General features: G+C 44.8%; 17 protein-coding genes. 2 read left to right on the top strand and 15 right to left on the bottom strand.

What is annotated here, in order from left to right; all coding sequences use genetic code 11:
• Positions 1 to 8: 8 nt before the first annotated feature.
• The 13 genes from ADIS_RS05645 to ADIS_RS23545 form a co-directional block, all read right to left on the bottom strand.
• On the bottom strand, positions 9 to 368 hold the full coding sequence (locus tag ADIS_RS05645) for a hypothetical protein (protein WP_035804848.1): 360 nt from the start codon (positions 366 to 368) through the stop codon (positions 9 to 11).
• A 17-nt stretch (positions 369 to 385) separates the two neighbouring features.
• On the bottom strand, positions 386 to 964 hold the full coding sequence (locus tag ADIS_RS05650; RefSeq protein ID WP_035804850.1) for a hypothetical protein: 579 nt from the start codon (positions 962 to 964) through the stop codon (positions 386 to 388).
• Complete coding sequence (locus ADIS_RS22210; protein WP_316931197.1) at positions 961 to 2,142, bottom strand: RHS repeat domain-containing protein; 1,182 nt, start codon at positions 2,140 to 2,142, stop codon at positions 961 to 963. Before ADIS_RS22210 ends, ADIS_RS05650 begins: the two co-directional genes overlap by 4 nt.
• Complete coding sequence (locus ADIS_RS05660) at positions 2,136 to 2,294, bottom strand: hypothetical protein (RefSeq protein WP_155907170.1); 159 nt, start codon at positions 2,292 to 2,294, stop codon at positions 2,136 to 2,138. The genes ADIS_RS22210 and ADIS_RS05660 overlap by 7 nt, the downstream gene beginning before the upstream one ends.
• Positions 2,295 to 2,379: 85 nt before the next feature.
• Complete coding sequence (locus ADIS_RS05665; protein WP_010853410.1) at positions 2,380 to 3,363, bottom strand: hypothetical protein; 984 nt, start codon at positions 3,361 to 3,363, stop codon at positions 2,380 to 2,382.
• Between the two features lie 7 nt (positions 3,364 to 3,370).
• On the bottom strand, positions 3,371 to 4,756 hold the full coding sequence (locus ADIS_RS22215) for an RHS repeat domain-containing protein (protein WP_010853411.1): 1,386 nt from the start codon (positions 4,754 to 4,756) through the stop codon (positions 3,371 to 3,373).
• A 23-nt stretch (positions 4,757 to 4,779) separates the two neighbouring features.
• The gene (locus ADIS_RS22905; RefSeq protein ID WP_010853412.1) at positions 4,780 to 4,932 is read right to left on the bottom strand and encodes a hypothetical protein; all 153 of its coding nucleotides are present in this window, start codon (positions 4,930 to 4,932) and stop codon (positions 4,780 to 4,782) included.
• A gap of 61 nt (positions 4,933 to 4,993) precedes the next feature.
• Positions 4,994 to 5,470: a hypothetical protein gene (locus ADIS_RS05675; RefSeq protein ID WP_035804854.1), complete on the bottom strand. Its 477-nt coding sequence runs from the start codon at positions 5,468 to 5,470 to the stop codon at positions 4,994 to 4,996.
• A complete protein-coding gene (locus ADIS_RS05680) occupies positions 5,464 to 6,510 on the bottom strand; it encodes a hypothetical protein (protein WP_010853414.1) in 1,047 nt (348 codons plus the stop codon). The genes ADIS_RS05675 and ADIS_RS05680 overlap by 7 nt, the downstream gene beginning before the upstream one ends.
• 9 nt (positions 6,511 to 6,519) lie before the next feature.
• Positions 6,520 to 6,831, bottom strand: a complete 312-nt coding sequence (locus tag ADIS_RS05685; protein ID WP_010853415.1) for a hypothetical protein — start codon at positions 6,829 to 6,831, stop codon at positions 6,520 to 6,522.
• A 231-nt stretch (positions 6,832 to 7,062) separates the two neighbouring features.
• Complete coding sequence (locus tag ADIS_RS05690) at positions 7,063 to 7,551, bottom strand: hypothetical protein (RefSeq protein ID WP_035804856.1); 489 nt, start codon at positions 7,549 to 7,551, stop codon at positions 7,063 to 7,065.
• 3 nt (positions 7,552 to 7,554) lie between these two features.
• Positions 7,555 to 8,544: a hypothetical protein gene (locus ADIS_RS05695; protein WP_155907172.1), complete on the bottom strand. Its 990-nt coding sequence runs from the start codon at positions 8,542 to 8,544 to the stop codon at positions 7,555 to 7,557.
• A gap of 486 nt (positions 8,545 to 9,030) precedes the next feature.
• Positions 9,031 to 9,162: a hypothetical protein gene (locus ADIS_RS23545; protein WP_262493036.1), complete on the bottom strand. Its 132-nt coding sequence runs from the start codon at positions 9,160 to 9,162 to the stop codon at positions 9,031 to 9,033.
• A 28-nt stretch (positions 9,163 to 9,190) separates the two neighbouring features.
• On the opposite strand from ADIS_RS23545, the gene ADIS_RS23405 reads away from it, so the two are divergent.
• Both ADIS_RS23405 and ADIS_RS05705 read left to right on the top strand, forming a co-directional pair.
• A complete protein-coding gene (locus ADIS_RS23405; protein ID WP_238325388.1) occupies positions 9,191 to 9,511 on the top strand; it encodes a hypothetical protein in 321 nt (106 codons plus the stop codon).
• Positions 9,511 to 9,756 carry a helix-turn-helix domain-containing protein gene (locus ADIS_RS05705; protein ID WP_238325389.1) on the top strand — a complete coding sequence of 82 codons (246 nt, stop codon included), beginning with the start codon at positions 9,511 to 9,513 and terminating at the stop codon, positions 9,754 to 9,756. The genes ADIS_RS23405 and ADIS_RS05705 overlap by 1 nt, the downstream gene beginning before the upstream one ends.
• Positions 9,757 to 9,826: 70 nt before the next feature.
• Here ADIS_RS05705 and ADIS_RS05710 read toward each other — a convergent pair whose 3' ends face one another.
• Entirely contained in the window at positions 9,827 to 10,465 is a 639-nt protein-coding gene (locus ADIS_RS05710) for a hypothetical protein (RefSeq protein ID WP_010853420.1), read from the bottom strand.
• A complete protein-coding gene (locus ADIS_RS05715; protein WP_010853421.1) occupies positions 10,462 to 13,464 on the bottom strand; it encodes an RHS repeat-associated core domain-containing protein in 3,003 nt (1,000 codons plus the stop codon). The genes ADIS_RS05710 and ADIS_RS05715 overlap by 4 nt, the downstream gene beginning before the upstream one ends.
• Positions 13,465 to 13,930 lie beyond the last annotated feature (466 nt).

Genomic DNA, 13,930 nt, shown 5'->3' on the forward strand with positions numbered 1-13,930 from the left:
ACATCTGCCTAAACCAACAAGGGGGATAACCGACTGCTTACATTGTACTGGAAGTGGCCCAGCATCACCTCGTCGTTGCCGTTGATCTTGTGGAAAACCTTTAGCGGCCGTCCGGCATGGTCGTAGGTACATCTGCGTTCCACCTTTTTGGAACCCCCGGTGTACGAGTAGGTATTTACAGTCTTTTGTACCTCCCCGGAGAAAGCGTATAGGGTGGATGTCTTTACCGTACCCTGCAACTGGAGGGTAGAAATGGACTGGATGGGCTGGTAATATTTGTCATAATAGGTCACACTATTAATCCAGTCGGTATTGTTGCCCTGTCTTCGTGATTTCGATCCCGTGGTAAATCCTTTACAGCTAGTCAAGTGGTAAAAGCGTATTTTCAACTTGGAGAATCATCCTCTTTCCATTCTAAACTATCATATATTAAAACCAACAGTGGCACCCTGTAAATATTCTTCTTTTCAAAATCACTATCATTTACTGCTTCTAAATACTCTTTGAAAAGATCAGGCTCTATTACACTTGAAAGAAGCATCCGTTCTAAAACTGGGTGTAGTTTACTTATGGTAAAATGTTCAAGTTCATCGCCATTTTGTAACCTCAGAACTTCATCGAAAATATACCAACCCCTACTTAAGTTAGAGGGATAAGTCATGCTTATAAATATATTATTTTTTTTGTATATTTCCTTCATATCTATATAATAATCGCCTACCACGTATTTTAAATAAAACTCAGTATAGGATTCCTTTGATACAGAATCAAGAAATTTCTTTTCAATTAAAATTTCTTCAAATTCCGACGTAAGATCTATTAAAGAAGCGACCTTTCCATCTTCTCCTATAAGTTGATAGTCTTTCATAGCGTCAAAAATCAACTTTTCCTCATCATTTAATTCTGTTTTACTCGAACAAAAACAGAGGATAAATACCATTAGCATAGATACAATTGCTCTCATCTTCCAAATATCCAGTTACTCATAAATTTAGTTTGGTTGCTAAAATTCAAAAATAAACCAGCTGTTCCACCCCACCTTATTCCCCAATTTCCATTTTCGAATGTCTTAGTTTGATAATTGTGATGTGGAAAAACCAATCCTTTGCTTGACCCGTGAAATGGGATTTCATACATCATCTTTACGTTTCTATCACCAATCGAAAAAGATGCGAAGAAATCACCGCTTGGCCCAAAAAATGAATTTACAGCGCCTTGATTTACCCTGGAAAGTAAATGTGTTCCTCCAATTCCCAAACATTCCGAACTCAAGCAGTCAAATAAGCCATTAAGGTCTATATCTGTTCCATTAATCATATGATGTTTTATACCTTTTAATAGATGAACAGCAACTTTATTTCTTGCGGCATTTTTCAAGTTTAGGACTCCCGGGTGTTCTATTCCATCATATCGCTCAAAACGGTATCTTCTATAGGACGTATGCAAGTGATTCAATCCAGCTACTGTCGCCCCGACTGCTGCCCCTCTCCAAAAATCACCCCCAAACATTTTTGATGCAACCCCTCCCGCTAGGGCTGACCCCCCAATTTGACCCAACGAACCAGCGTTAGGCAAGGTCGATCCCGTTAATGAACCAAAGGCTCCTGAAGCATACATCGAGAATGAAGGACTTTGACCAAACGCCGATCCAATCATCATATTTGCTTGTCCATGGAGCATTGCCCGTCCTATTTCGCCCGCAAATCCCTGGCTACCAACGGCACCCATCATAGAACCTATACCAGCCGTAGCAATACCGGAAATAGCACCCATGCCCATAGAGGTAGCCAGCTGACCCCATTGCCAATTGTCAAATCCGCCCTTACTAAAGCCAACACTCGCCGTATATCCAGCACCCCCGATCAATGCTCCTTTCAACATCACAATTCCCAGCGCGGCAAGGGTAATAGGCGCATTTCCATCCGGATCCACAAACATTACCGGATTGTTGGCCATTGCGTTGAACGGCGAAACATCTCGCATGCTATGGGTATATGCATCCACCCCAAACCATCTCCCCAGCGCCGCATCATACTGCCTGGCATGAAAGTCATACCAGCCCGTCAGTTCCTCATAGTTTTTGGATTGGAACAGCTCTTTCGTTTCCTTCTCCCCAGCCCGAAAAAAATTACGGGCTATAATTCCATAGGGAGGACAAAGACGGGAGTCTTTGGGCCAGGCGGTGCGGTGGCAGTCTGCCGTACGGCGTAGCTTTCTAGGGTGAGGATTATAAAATCGTCAAACCTGCCCTGATCAAAGTCAGGGGAACGCTTCGCCACCTTCCCTGCCGTCATTACTAAGGTAAATATAGAAATATCCCGGCTCATCCGCTACTACTTCGCTGTACAATCTTTAATGTCCTTTCGAGTGCTAATATTATCAATTCTCTACTCTTCGATATATATAACTGTCTCCTGATATGCTCAATGAAAGCTTATTTCTAGTCAACTCTATGATCTCAAACCATAAAGGCTCTTGGGCAGGTGTTTTTTCCAAAAGTAAGACCATAGTATTTTTGCTTAGCTTCAAAAAACCATTTTCACTACTTTCTTCGTTATTGTAGACGTGTTTTAAAACATAATGAAAAGATTCGTTTTCGAACCTAATAGATATGGACAATGGAGCTCTGGAATAAATAACTGAAGGTTTATAATTCTGCAGCTCCCAATCCCCTACCAACAATCTCTCTTTTTCATACTTTTTGGGAATATCCCAGATCTCTTTTTCAAGAATCACACTTTCTAATTTTCCAGAATTAACCATCATTCCTTTTATAAAACTTTCATTCCACTCTACTAACAGTATTTTATATTCCATAACCATACGGATATTCAAATAGTAAAAATCTGAGAATTCCTCTAATCGCCACCGTATTCTCTGATTAAGGACATCACTATCATTTTCATAACTAAAGTTTCCAAGCCCGTTGTCCATGAAATCAAAGTAACTGTCTACCCTAAACCTGGTGCGGTCGACCCAACAGGATTCTGTCAAATCTCCCATCAAGAAGGAATAACTTTTATCGATATTGGTGATACAATCTATATTTGCCATTGTTATGGATTGTTCCGCCATTTGTAACTGTAGAAAATCATTTTTAATCTTATACTTTAATTTCCATATTTCACCTTCTTCAGTAGTAATTATTAAGGATTTATTGGATTTGAGTTCCCATCTGATTTTTATTTTTTCTTCCCTGGATAAAAAGTAGGACTCGTCTTCACGCAAATCAAGTATAATAATACTTTCGCAATCTAAAGGATTTAGGTTTATCCATCTTTTTTGTAACAGATCATTTGAAAACCCTTCAAAAATTGGAACGCAGAGAAATATACAATATATCAAATACTTATAGAGTCTCATTTTCATTTTATTTACCACCAAACCTATTAACAAATTCATTATACCTTCTAAAAAATCTATTATCGTAGTGCTTTATGAAGAAGTTGTCCCTAGCTTGGATGCTTTTGAAGCTAGCGAAAAAATAGTCTAGCGTTCCCTGCCTTAGAGCGATGGTCGGGCCACCTTTCCAGAATCTGTTTAATCCAAATTCCACCAAGTTTTTATATTTGTCATAACTATCTAAGGTTACATCATTTTTTAGTAAAAATAAATGAATTTCTTCCCCATCGTACATGCCACTTTCAAAGCTCCTTGACTTAAGGCCCCTTCCTTTCAGACTATAACCTTTGAAATATTTCTCCTTTATCTGATCTGCTATGTGTGCGTTATTTTCTCTGTACTTACTTTCTGCATCCATATCTGCAACGCCATGTAGTCCTCTAATATAATGCTTTAATAACAATGATTCTACTGCATGGTTTGCCATATGATTCAATCCTGCCACAGTCGCCCCTACTGCTGCCCCTCTCCAAAAATCACCCCCAAACATTTTTGATGCAACCCCTCCCGCTAGGGCTGACCCCCCAATTTGACCCAACGAACCAGCGTTAGGCAAGGACGATCCCGTTAATGAACCAAAGGCTCCTGAAGCATACATCGTGAATGAAGGACTTTGACCAAACGCCGATCCAATCATCAAATTTGCTTGTCCATGGAGCATTGCCCGTCCTATTTCGCCGGCGAATCCTTGGCTGCCAACGGCACCCATCATAGAACCTATACCAGCCGTAGCCATACCCGAAATAGCCCCCATGCCCATAGAGGTGGCCAACTGACCCCATTGCCAATTGTCAAACCCACCCTTGCTGAAACCAACACTTGCCGTATATCCAGCACCCCCGATCAATGCGCCTTTCAACATTGCAATTCCCAGCGCAGCAAGGGTAATAGGCGCATTTCCATCCGGGTCCACAAACATTACCGGATTGTTGGCCATTGGGTTGAACGGCGAAACATCTCGCATGCTATGGGTATATGCATCCACCCCAAACCATCTCCCCAAAGCCGCATCATACTGCCTCGCATGAAAGTCATACCATCCCGTCAGCTCATCATAGGTCTTGCCCTGAAACAGCTCCTTAGTTTCCCTCTCATTTTCACGGACAAACTTCCGGGCTATCAACCCATACGGATAGTAGTCCGTCTGCTGTACGATATAGCTTTCAAGGGTCAGAATTGTAAAATCGTCAAAGAACGCTTCGCCACCTTCCGTGCCGTCATTGGATAAGTAAATATAGAAATATCCCGGCTCATCCGCTACTACTTCGCTGTATAATCTCTCATGTTCCCGGTTGGTGCCGTCCTCATAGCCTGCCTCGGTCATCTGTACATAACCTCCGTACTTGTAGTTCATCTCTTTGTCGAAGAAGAGATAGTTTAGGTAGGCGGGTGGGGCGTCGTTGTTTTGATTTTTCCTGTCAGAAGGCCCGCAAGGCTGCTGTTTTCCGTCGCCGTCCGTTGAGCTTGGGGGATGATACCGCAGTCCACACCCATATCGGCAAAAATGCCTCTGACGATAGCAAGGTCCATTTAAGACTTAAGACAACTGAACAGGTTTCCGCAAGCGTGTCGTTTCTAGAATTAAATAACTTTACTGTATCAATATAACATCTAGAGTATCGGTCTTTGCGTAATAGTAAAATACTCTGTCCATTCCAGAAATATTTCCTGTTGTGGGAACGTAAATCTCGATAAATTCCTCATCGACCTCTTCATCCAAAGTTTTATTTATACTTCTCACACTATCAATATATGTAACAGTTTTTAAATGCAACAATTCTATTAAAATTGTATAGTTAGCATATTGATATAAGTTGTTCAATTCGTCAGCATATTGAATTTCACCAACATAAAAGAATCGTTCGTCCAATTCTAGATTAATTAGGTACTCTCTAATCTTGACTAAAGCTTTGTTTTCTAATTGATTATGAGGGAAGTATTCAATTAAAGGAGTATATCTGCAAAGATTAAAGTTTTGGCAAGGAATTTCATTCTTATTATTTTTAAAACAGTTTCCAATAAAAAACAATAAGATACTTAATAATATACATTTATTAAAATTTACCATGCTCCTAAATTTTTTTGGTTTCCAGATCCTAATAACCAAATATTTTTGTTATACAAGACGTGTATCGTTTTAAATCCAGTAGCATCGATATGAAGTTTGTCACTCATGCTTAACCTAGGTGCATATAATTTACCAGCGGAGTTAAAATCATTTCTAGGGTGTGTGTGAGCGCTAGTTATGACTTTATATTTTACATCTTTAAATTCCACACCTACTCCCCCTCCTTTCATTTTTCCAGATCTTAATGAATTCCAGTTTGAGCTGCTAATGGTATTTTCACTGTAGTCCAAAGCGATCGCGTCTCCATTTTCGAGTTCCCAACCATTTACTTCTCTAATCGGGTTGCCATCCGCATCAAAGGAATTTTTCCAAAGGTGGTCGTAAAACGCTTTTTTGTTGGCGAAATACCTTGCCCCGGCAGCATCTATATTCGATTTGGCATGGTTCAGTCCTGCATTCATCAAGCCGACGGCAGCCCCTTGCCAGAAATTACCATCTGTTGCGCTTGCAGTAAGCCCCCCGGCCATTCCTGAAAAACCGTATAAACCTGCAGTGCTGTTAGCAAACTTCCCACCATACATCATAAAGGAGGATCCGGCCAAAGACGAAGCAAAGCCTGTCAAATATGATCCCATAGAAGGATTCTGACCAAATGCCGCCCCGATCATCATATTTGATTGCCCGTGCATCATCGCCCGTCCAATCTCACCTGCCAGGCCTTGGCTCCCGACAGGCCCCATCATAGAACCTATACCGGCAGTCGCTACCCCTGAAACAGCTCCCATTCCCACTGATCGCCAGAATTGTCCTCCATTCCAGTTGTTGAAACCACCGGGACTAAAGGCCACATTAGCCGTATAGCCCGCTCCTCCTATTACTGCCCCCCATAGTGCGGCATCTATAAATGTTCCTATGCCCGGAAGAATTGCTGTAAACACAAACTCCCCATCCGGATCCACCATCATCACCGGATTGTTGCCCATCGCCAGATAAGGCGAGGCAAACTGATCCAGCGGATCCACCCCAAACCATCTCCCCAAAGCCGCATCCTACTGCCTGGCATGAAAGTCATACCATCCCGTCAGCTCATCATAGGTTTTGCCTTGAAATAATTCTTTCGTTTCCTTCTCCCCAGCCCGTACAAAGTTTCTCGCTATTAGACCATATGAATAGTAGTCTGTTTGCTGGACAATATAACTTTCAAGAGTGAGTATACTAAAATCGTCAAAGAACGCTTCGCCACCTTCCGTGCCGTCATTGGATAAGTAAATATAGAAATATCCCGGCTCATCCGCCACTACTTCGCTGTATAATCTCTCATGTTCCCGGTTGGTGCCGTCTTCGTAGGCTGCCTCGGTCATCTGTACATAACCGCCTCCCGATAGCTATCGGGATGTAGTTCATCTCCTTGTCAAAGAAGAGATAGTGTAGGTAGGCGGGCGGAGCGTCGTTGTTTTGATTTTTCCTGTCAGCAACCCCGCGAGGCCGTTCTTTTCTGCCGCCGTTCGCTGGACTTGTGGGAGTAATTTTCCCTCTATCCCCTATGAAATTAAAATTTGGTTAATTAACCAATGAATAGGTTTCCAGTTACATTATTTGTGTAACTTAAAATCAATAATTCCGAAATCCAACTTTTCATCTCCGACCATAATCTGAGGTAACTTTAAGCCGATTTTATCAATACTTTTCAAATCGCCTACCATTGAGTGATGAATTGTAGCAATAATTTTAAATTTTCTTTTCTGGTTCTGGGGTAAACGCTGATCAATTATGTTGCTATCAGTTGTTAATATTTCATGTAATATATTCGAATTTTGTTCTTTAAAGTAAACAATTGCCTTATTGGATTCAAAGCGAATATTCGCGCTCCGTAGATCCAGTTGAATGGTGAAAATTATGAGACTTGGTGTGGAAACGGGTTTCGAGTCCAACAATAAACCCTTTATAGTTAAGATCGAATGGTTATCATCAAGCAAAAATTGAGTTTTTGGACTCAAATTTCTATCAACTAAATCGATTGAATTATAAATCGAACATGAAATAAAAATGCATAAGAAAATCCAGATAAATGCTCTAGCCATATTCTAACGTTTTAGAAACCTAGTGATATAATAACTAAAAAATGATTCTAACATTTGCGCCTGATACTCTAAATGACCGGGAGTATCATAGCTGTCAAACCATTTTCCACTCCCCTTCCCCGATTGGTAATATTCCTTAAGGATTCTTGCATAGAAATTAGAATATCCAATCTCTCGTTGTTGCAAAAAATGTACGTATTCATGTATTCGGAGAGGGGCATCTTTCGAAAACAATCCCGATTCTTTTACTACAAGATTCCGACCAAGAGTAATACCCTCGCCCTTTGCTAAATGTAAAGTAAAAAGTCCTCCACTTCTAAATACTGCCGTATTCTTTCCCATTGGACCAGAATATAATGCGGGCCCCATGGCTGCGATGTTTAAACCTCCCAAAGTAGCTCCTCCAACAGCTCCCGCAAGTGCCCCCTGCTTTATTCCATTTCCAATATTTTGTTTGTCAATTGCGGCGCCAATCCCTCCAGTAACTGCACCTGTTGCAGCACCTTTTACAGCCCCATATCCGATTTCAGCTCCAATGTTTACTAAAGCACCCCCTTTGACTCCAGAAAATTGGGGAAGTCCTGCTCCGGCAAACCCGCCTGCAATCCCACCTACCACGGTACCAAGGGAAATTTCGTTACCTAAAATAAGATTCCCTGCTACGGTGCTTGAGGTGCTATTTAGCAAATTATATCCAAGGGTTTGCGAAAATGCGCTATTCGCGAATGCACCGCCTATACCGCCTCCAATTGCACCCGTTACATCACCCATAACTACCGCATTTCCAAAGCCATTCCAAAACTGTCCGCTACCACTCATTCCTGATGCAAGGTATGTTGCAGAATACACCGCTGCCGAAGTTGCTGTCCCGATCAAGGCCCCTTTCAACATTGCCAAACCAAGTACCGCCAGTGTTATCTGCTCGTTACCGTCCGGATCCAAAAACATTACCGGATTGTTGGCCATTGCGTTAAACGGCGAAACACCTGGCATGCTATGGGTATATGCATCCACCCCAAACCATCTCCCCAGGGCCGCATTCCCGATACGCTAGCGCTATCGGGACAGGCTATACTGCCTGGCATGAAAGTCATACCACCCGGTCAGATCCTCATACCCGCCCTTCAACCTGGCCCCTCGCTAAAACAGTCCACCGGACTGTTTCTTAACGCTCGGTCCTCTTGGAAAAGCTCCTTGGTCTCGTTCTCCCCAGCCCGAACAAAATTACGGGATACAAGTCCATACGGATAGTAATCCGTCTGCTGTACGATGTAGCTTTCAAGGGTGAGGATTGTAAAATCGTCAAAGAACGCTTCGCCACCTTCCGTGCCGTCATTACTCAGAGCCTGTCCCGAGAATCGGGATAAATATAGAAATATCCCGGCTCATCCGCAACCCTCCCGCAGGCCGGCCCCTCGCTAAAACAGTCCACCGGACTGTTTCTTCACGCTCAGTCCTCATCCTCATAGCCCTCCTCGGTCATCTGGACAGCTTGTCCCGAGAGCGGAGCGACTCGGGATACCCGCCGTATTGGTAGTTCATCTCCTTATCAAAGAACAGGTAGTTCAGGTAGGCCGGTGGCGCGTCCGCACGCTGTTGCTTGCCCGTCAACAGGCCCGCCAGGCCGTTCCCGTCCCCCGTGGCCACCCGGGACTGGGTGGGCAGGGCACCGTCCACGCCCACACCTGCTGGGCTGCTCCCGGCCATCGCCATGGCGATGGCGACCATAGCCGGGTTTACTTTCGTTTGCCGGATGTCCAGGTACTTCGCAAATACCTCCATTCTTACGGTATCACCCGGAAGGACGCTTACCGAGCGGGCCGGGCCGGTCTCGCCCCCGGCCAGCCGCAGGGCATGCCCTACCTCCGAGGTGCCGGTGTGGTCAAACACGTGGGAGGTGGAAAGGCCAAAAACTGGTCCCAGGACGAACTCGCCGGACATGCCGGATCGTCCCGGATAATGATAGGAAAGTACGAGCGCGGCGACAACTCGCCCTCCATAGAGGCCATCGTCAAGCTGGCCAGGGCATTCGGCGTCTCCGTCGACTACCTCCTGGGCGAGGGACTGAACGCCGCCTACGACAAGGAGATGGTCAGACGGCTGGACGATGTGGAGAGTCTGCCCGCAGAGGAAAAACAGCGCATATACCATTACATGGACCTGGTCATCAGGGACTACAGGACAAAAAAAACATACACCCACTGAAAACAAAAAGCCCCGGATCGCTCCGGGGCTTTTTGTTCTATATAAAAAATTCCATCATTCACAGATAAAATCACCTCTCTTTTCCGAAGCGCCCGACAATAACAAACACCAGCAATACAAGAACGAGCCCTGAAAGCCACAGTAAAATTCTGTGATTTCGGTTTATTTGTTCCAGTTGGTCTTCCAAACTGCTATTATTTGACTCTAGGTCTTTGAGATATCCTTCCAATTTCTTTTGTCTCAAGCTGGATATCTCAAAATACATTTCATTTAAAGCTTTGTCCTTCAAAACCTGCTCTAAAACAAACATTTGCGCGGGAGACCTTAAAATTTCAGGTGGGGGCGGAACAAGATAGGCAATATCGTGTGCTCCATGAGGAAAAGTAAAACTTTTGGATCCACTGCATGCATCCGCAATGAAAACACCTTCCTCGTAATCCATACTATAAAATAGCCAGGTACTTCCCCGGTCTGGAATAATAACATTTTGATCAATGATTCCGGTTAAAGTATCGGGGTAACTCCCTTTGTATACTTCCAAAACCCGGATCCGGAATTCAGTATCCGAAACTTCATATACATCTGCCAAAAACACCCCGTCTGCTTCTTGATATATTTCATCCTTGGACAGTCTGATACAATCGCTGGCATTGCTATAAAACGCAAAAAGCAGGGCAGCAACCAATATTAATACTCTTTTCCCTCTCATTTTCTGTAATGTGGATGATAGTTGTAGATTACGTTCATGTATTTGGCAGGCATCCCCCCGTAGTTTCCTGCCCTCGTCCAGGTCAGCCACATGGCTTGTGCCGTATGTGTTCTAAACGCAGTGGTAGTTGAAGTCCAATATTTACTGTCAATTGAAGCAAAATAGGCTTTATGATGATTTTTGGCAGCATCACTGTATCCTTTGATCCCGTGGCCATAGACTTCATGGATGGCCACAGCCCTTATATTTGATTTTGTAGTCTCATAATCCGCGATACTGAAATTGACATGATGCTTCCCGTCTTTATACCCAAGATAGTGTGAATTCCCTTTGCGAATATTTGGATATATTTTCTTTAGTTCATCATGACTCATCATGGTTAAAAGCAACTCTTCCCTTGATATTATTTGACCATCAGGGAGAACAAGCTTGTCCAAGGTATTGTAATAATATTCCAGATCACTATTCTGAAGCAGATTTCGTTCAGAATATATTTCGCCACCTGTCATCATATCTGCCTGAGGCGAAGTAAAACTTTTTGTATAACCTGCGCTCGAATTGAGATCAAAGCCTCCCTTTTGGCTCCAGCCGATTCCAAAAGAACCGTTAAAATTGTCAGATGTCCCACCATAACCGATGCCAGCGTTCCACCCTCCTTTGCTGTATCCTACCCCGGCATTAAACCCCGCATATCTATATCCCCATCCAACAAAAGCTCCACTGGAACCGTAGCCTCCATAAAATCCTCCCGCATATCCCTGCGCAGACCAATATCCCCCTCCCGATGTACTGAAACCTCCCGTCACCGATGCACTCAACACTCCAGGGATTCCCACGCCGACCTCTAGTCCTAAACTCAGCCCACCGTTTTTGCTAAATCCTATCTGAGGTATGATGAAAACAAACTCCCCATCAGGATCCACATACATCACGGGGTTATTCCCCATGGCTAAGTATGGAGAGGCAAACTGGTTTTGGGGATCCACCCCAAACCATCTCCCCAACGCCGCATCATACTGCCGTGCATGGAAATCATACCAACCCGTCAGCTCGTCATAGGTCTTGCCCTGAAACAGCTCTTTTGTCTCCTTCTCTCCAGCCCGAACAAAATTACGGGCTATAAGTCCGTAGGGATAATAATCCGTTTGCTGTACGATGTAACTTTCAAGGGTTAGGATTGAGAAATCATCGAAGTAGGCTTCTCCTCCTTCGGTTCCATCATTGGAGAGATAAATATAGAAATATCCCGGCTCATCCGCTACTACTTCGCTGTATAATCTCTCGTGTTCCCGGTTGGTGCCGTCCTCATAGCCTGCCTCGGTCATCTGTACATAACCTCCGTACTTGTAGTTCATCTCCTTGTCGAAGAAGAGATAGTTCAGGTAGGCGGGGGGAGCGTCGTTTCGTTTTTCCTTGCCTACCAGTAGCCCGGCCAGCCCCTGATCTGAACCCGCTATGCGGCTTGATGCTGTGGATAAGTTTCCATCTATTCCTGGGCTACCCGGGTTGGCGGCTTCTATAGCCAGGGAAAGCATCATCAAAGCAGGATCTGTTTTTTTGTTATTGAGATCCAAGTATTTTGCAAATACTTCCATGCGTACCGTATCTCCCGGAAGTACCGCCACGGATCTCGATGGACCGTTCTCCCCATTGGTAAGACGCAAGGCATAGCCAGTTTCTGATGTGCCGGTATGGTCAAAGAGGGAGGAGGCGATATGGGGTGCCTCACCATAGTCCATAAACTGCATGGATTCCGTCTCCAGGTTGTCCGGCTCAAAGGTCGCCAGCACGGTGAAGTTTGCAGGATCTTCCTGAAGTACCACCCGGGTGTTGCCTAGATGGTCGGTAAGGTAATATTGGTAGCGGTAGCCCGCATCTGCCAGCACCCGGCCATATTCGTGGCGGATTTCCTTCAAGGTCGTACCTTCAAATACCAGTTCTCCCACATACTGTTGGGTACGGTTGGGGAACCCGTTCGTGCCGGTATAGGAAACCGTCATCAGACCGCCTCCTGCACTGTAGGTGTACTTGATATTGTTAGTGCCAAAGTTGATCTGGGCAGGCAGGTCCTGCCGGGTATAGGTTATTCCCGTGATGCCCTTGTTCGCATCGGTCAACAGGAATCCGTTCTGGTTGTAGGTATAATCGGTGCCGGTATTCCCGTCATTGAATCCGCCCGCTTTATGGGCTGCCGGGGCTGCATCGGCCACGGCCGTCAGCTGGTTGCCGGTGTAGGTATAGGTCAGCTGGTCCATCTGTACGACCGTACCGCCATTGTCGCGGTTTCTTCTCAGTGCGGTAATATTCCCGTTGGCACTGTAGCTTATATGGCTCTCGTTAAAGTTGCCGTCGCTATTCCAGGTGGATCCGGTCTTTTGCCTGTAGATGGATCCGGTGAGCCGCTTTGGGGTGTCGTAGGTGTAGTTGTACGCCCTTTCCGGTTCGGTGCCGTAGTGTTTCCATTGGTTGGAGGTAATGATCCCGTCCAGCCTTGTAGTATTACTCGTGCCGCTGGCTTTGTGGTAATCCAGTTTTTGGCGGAATACGGGGTCGCCGTTTGAATAGGTGTAGAGGATCTCGTCGGTCCATCCCTGGATCGTGGACTTCAGGCCGGTTTTGTACAGCCAGGTATTGCCGTTGTTACGGCTGTGGTGGATGATGTCTGTGGCCTCGCCCAGCTCATTGTACTGGAAGTGGCCCAGCATCACCTCGTCGTTGCCGTTGATCTTGTGGAAAACCTTTAGCGGCCGTCCGGCATGGTCGTAGGTAAACCTTCTTTCCACCCGAGTGGTGCCTCCCGAGTACGAATAGGTATTCACCGTCTTCTCTACTTCTCCGGAGAAGGCATATAGGGTGGATGTCTTTACGGTGCCCGTCAGCTGATGGGTGGAGATGGTCTGTATGGGCTGGTAATAGGTATCATAATAGGTCACGCTGTTGATCCACTCGGTACTGTTGCCCTGTCTCCGTGATTTGGATCCCGTGGCCAGGCCTTTCACGGCCGTGTTCTGCTGCTGAAGGGTAAAATACCCCGACTCGGCGGCAAAGGCATACAGGCCGTTGGAGTTTCCGGTACCGGAGGCCCGAAACTCAGCTAGAATGTATTCGAGATTGCGGACTTTTGTGCAATTAGAAGTTCTTTAAAAAGCCATTGTAAATGGCATTGAAGGGATTGCAACTTTGTTAGTAGTTTTGAAATATTGGGGTGTAGTCGACTCAACACCCAGATGGGGAAAGCCTCAGAAAAAAAAATGTAAAATTTTCGGTCTAACAGATCACAGTACCAAATCCACTTTTAGAGGGGTCAGCATTACCCGAAATATCCAATGCCTAATTCAAGCAAACTTTTCACTTAGAGAAAGTTCGAAATTCTCCAAAATAAATTAGACTAATTTGCTCAAAGCTTTAAACATATCTAAAGAAAAGGTAGATTTGGGAAAATTTCATCAGTTCCTAAATTGATGA

It is taken from the genome of Lunatimonas lonarensis, from assembly GCF_000390185.1.
Taxonomy (GTDB): Bacteria; Bacteroidota; Bacteroidia; order Cytophagales; family Cyclobacteriaceae; genus Lunatimonas; species Lunatimonas lonarensis.

Excerpts from the sequence above, each read along its gene's own strand:
- ADIS_RS05650 (WP_035804850.1), bottom strand. The coding sequence starts at position 964 with ATGAGAGCAATTGTATCTATGCTAATGGTATTTATCCTCTGTTTTTGT.
- ADIS_RS05660 (WP_155907170.1), bottom strand. The coding sequence starts at position 2,294 with ATGACGGCAGGGAAGGTGGCGAAGCGTTCCCCTGACTTTGATCAGGGC.
- ADIS_RS05665 (WP_010853410.1), bottom strand. The coding sequence starts at position 3,363 with ATGAGACTCTATAAGTATTTGATATATTGTATATTTCTCTGCGTTCCA.
- ADIS_RS22215 (WP_010853411.1), bottom strand. The coding sequence starts at position 4,756 with ATGAACTACAAGTACGGAGGTTATGTACAGATGACCGAGGCAGGCTAT.
- ADIS_RS22905 (WP_010853412.1), bottom strand. The coding sequence starts at position 4,932 with ATGGACCTTGCTATCGTCAGAGGCATTTTTGCCGATATGGGTGTGGAC.
- ADIS_RS05675 (WP_035804854.1), bottom strand. The coding sequence starts at position 5,470 with ATGGTAAATTTTAATAAATGTATATTATTAAGTATCTTATTGTTTTTT.
- ADIS_RS05685 (WP_010853415.1), bottom strand. The coding sequence starts at position 6,831 with ATGACCGAGGCAGCCTACGAAGACGGCACCAACCGGGAACATGAGAGA.
- ADIS_RS05690 (WP_035804856.1), bottom strand. The coding sequence starts at position 7,551 with ATGGCTAGAGCATTTATCTGGATTTTCTTATGCATTTTTATTTCATGT.
- ADIS_RS05695 (WP_155907172.1), bottom strand. The coding sequence starts at position 8,544 with ATGCCAGGTGTTTCGCCGTTTAACGCAATGGCCAACAATCCGGTAATG.
- ADIS_RS05705 (WP_238325389.1), top strand. The coding sequence starts at position 9,511 with ATGATAGGAAAGTACGAGCGCGGCGACAACTCGCCCTCCATAGAGGCC.
- ADIS_RS05710 (WP_010853420.1), bottom strand. The coding sequence starts at position 10,465 with ATGAGAGGGAAAAGAGTATTAATATTGGTTGCTGCCCTGCTTTTTGCG.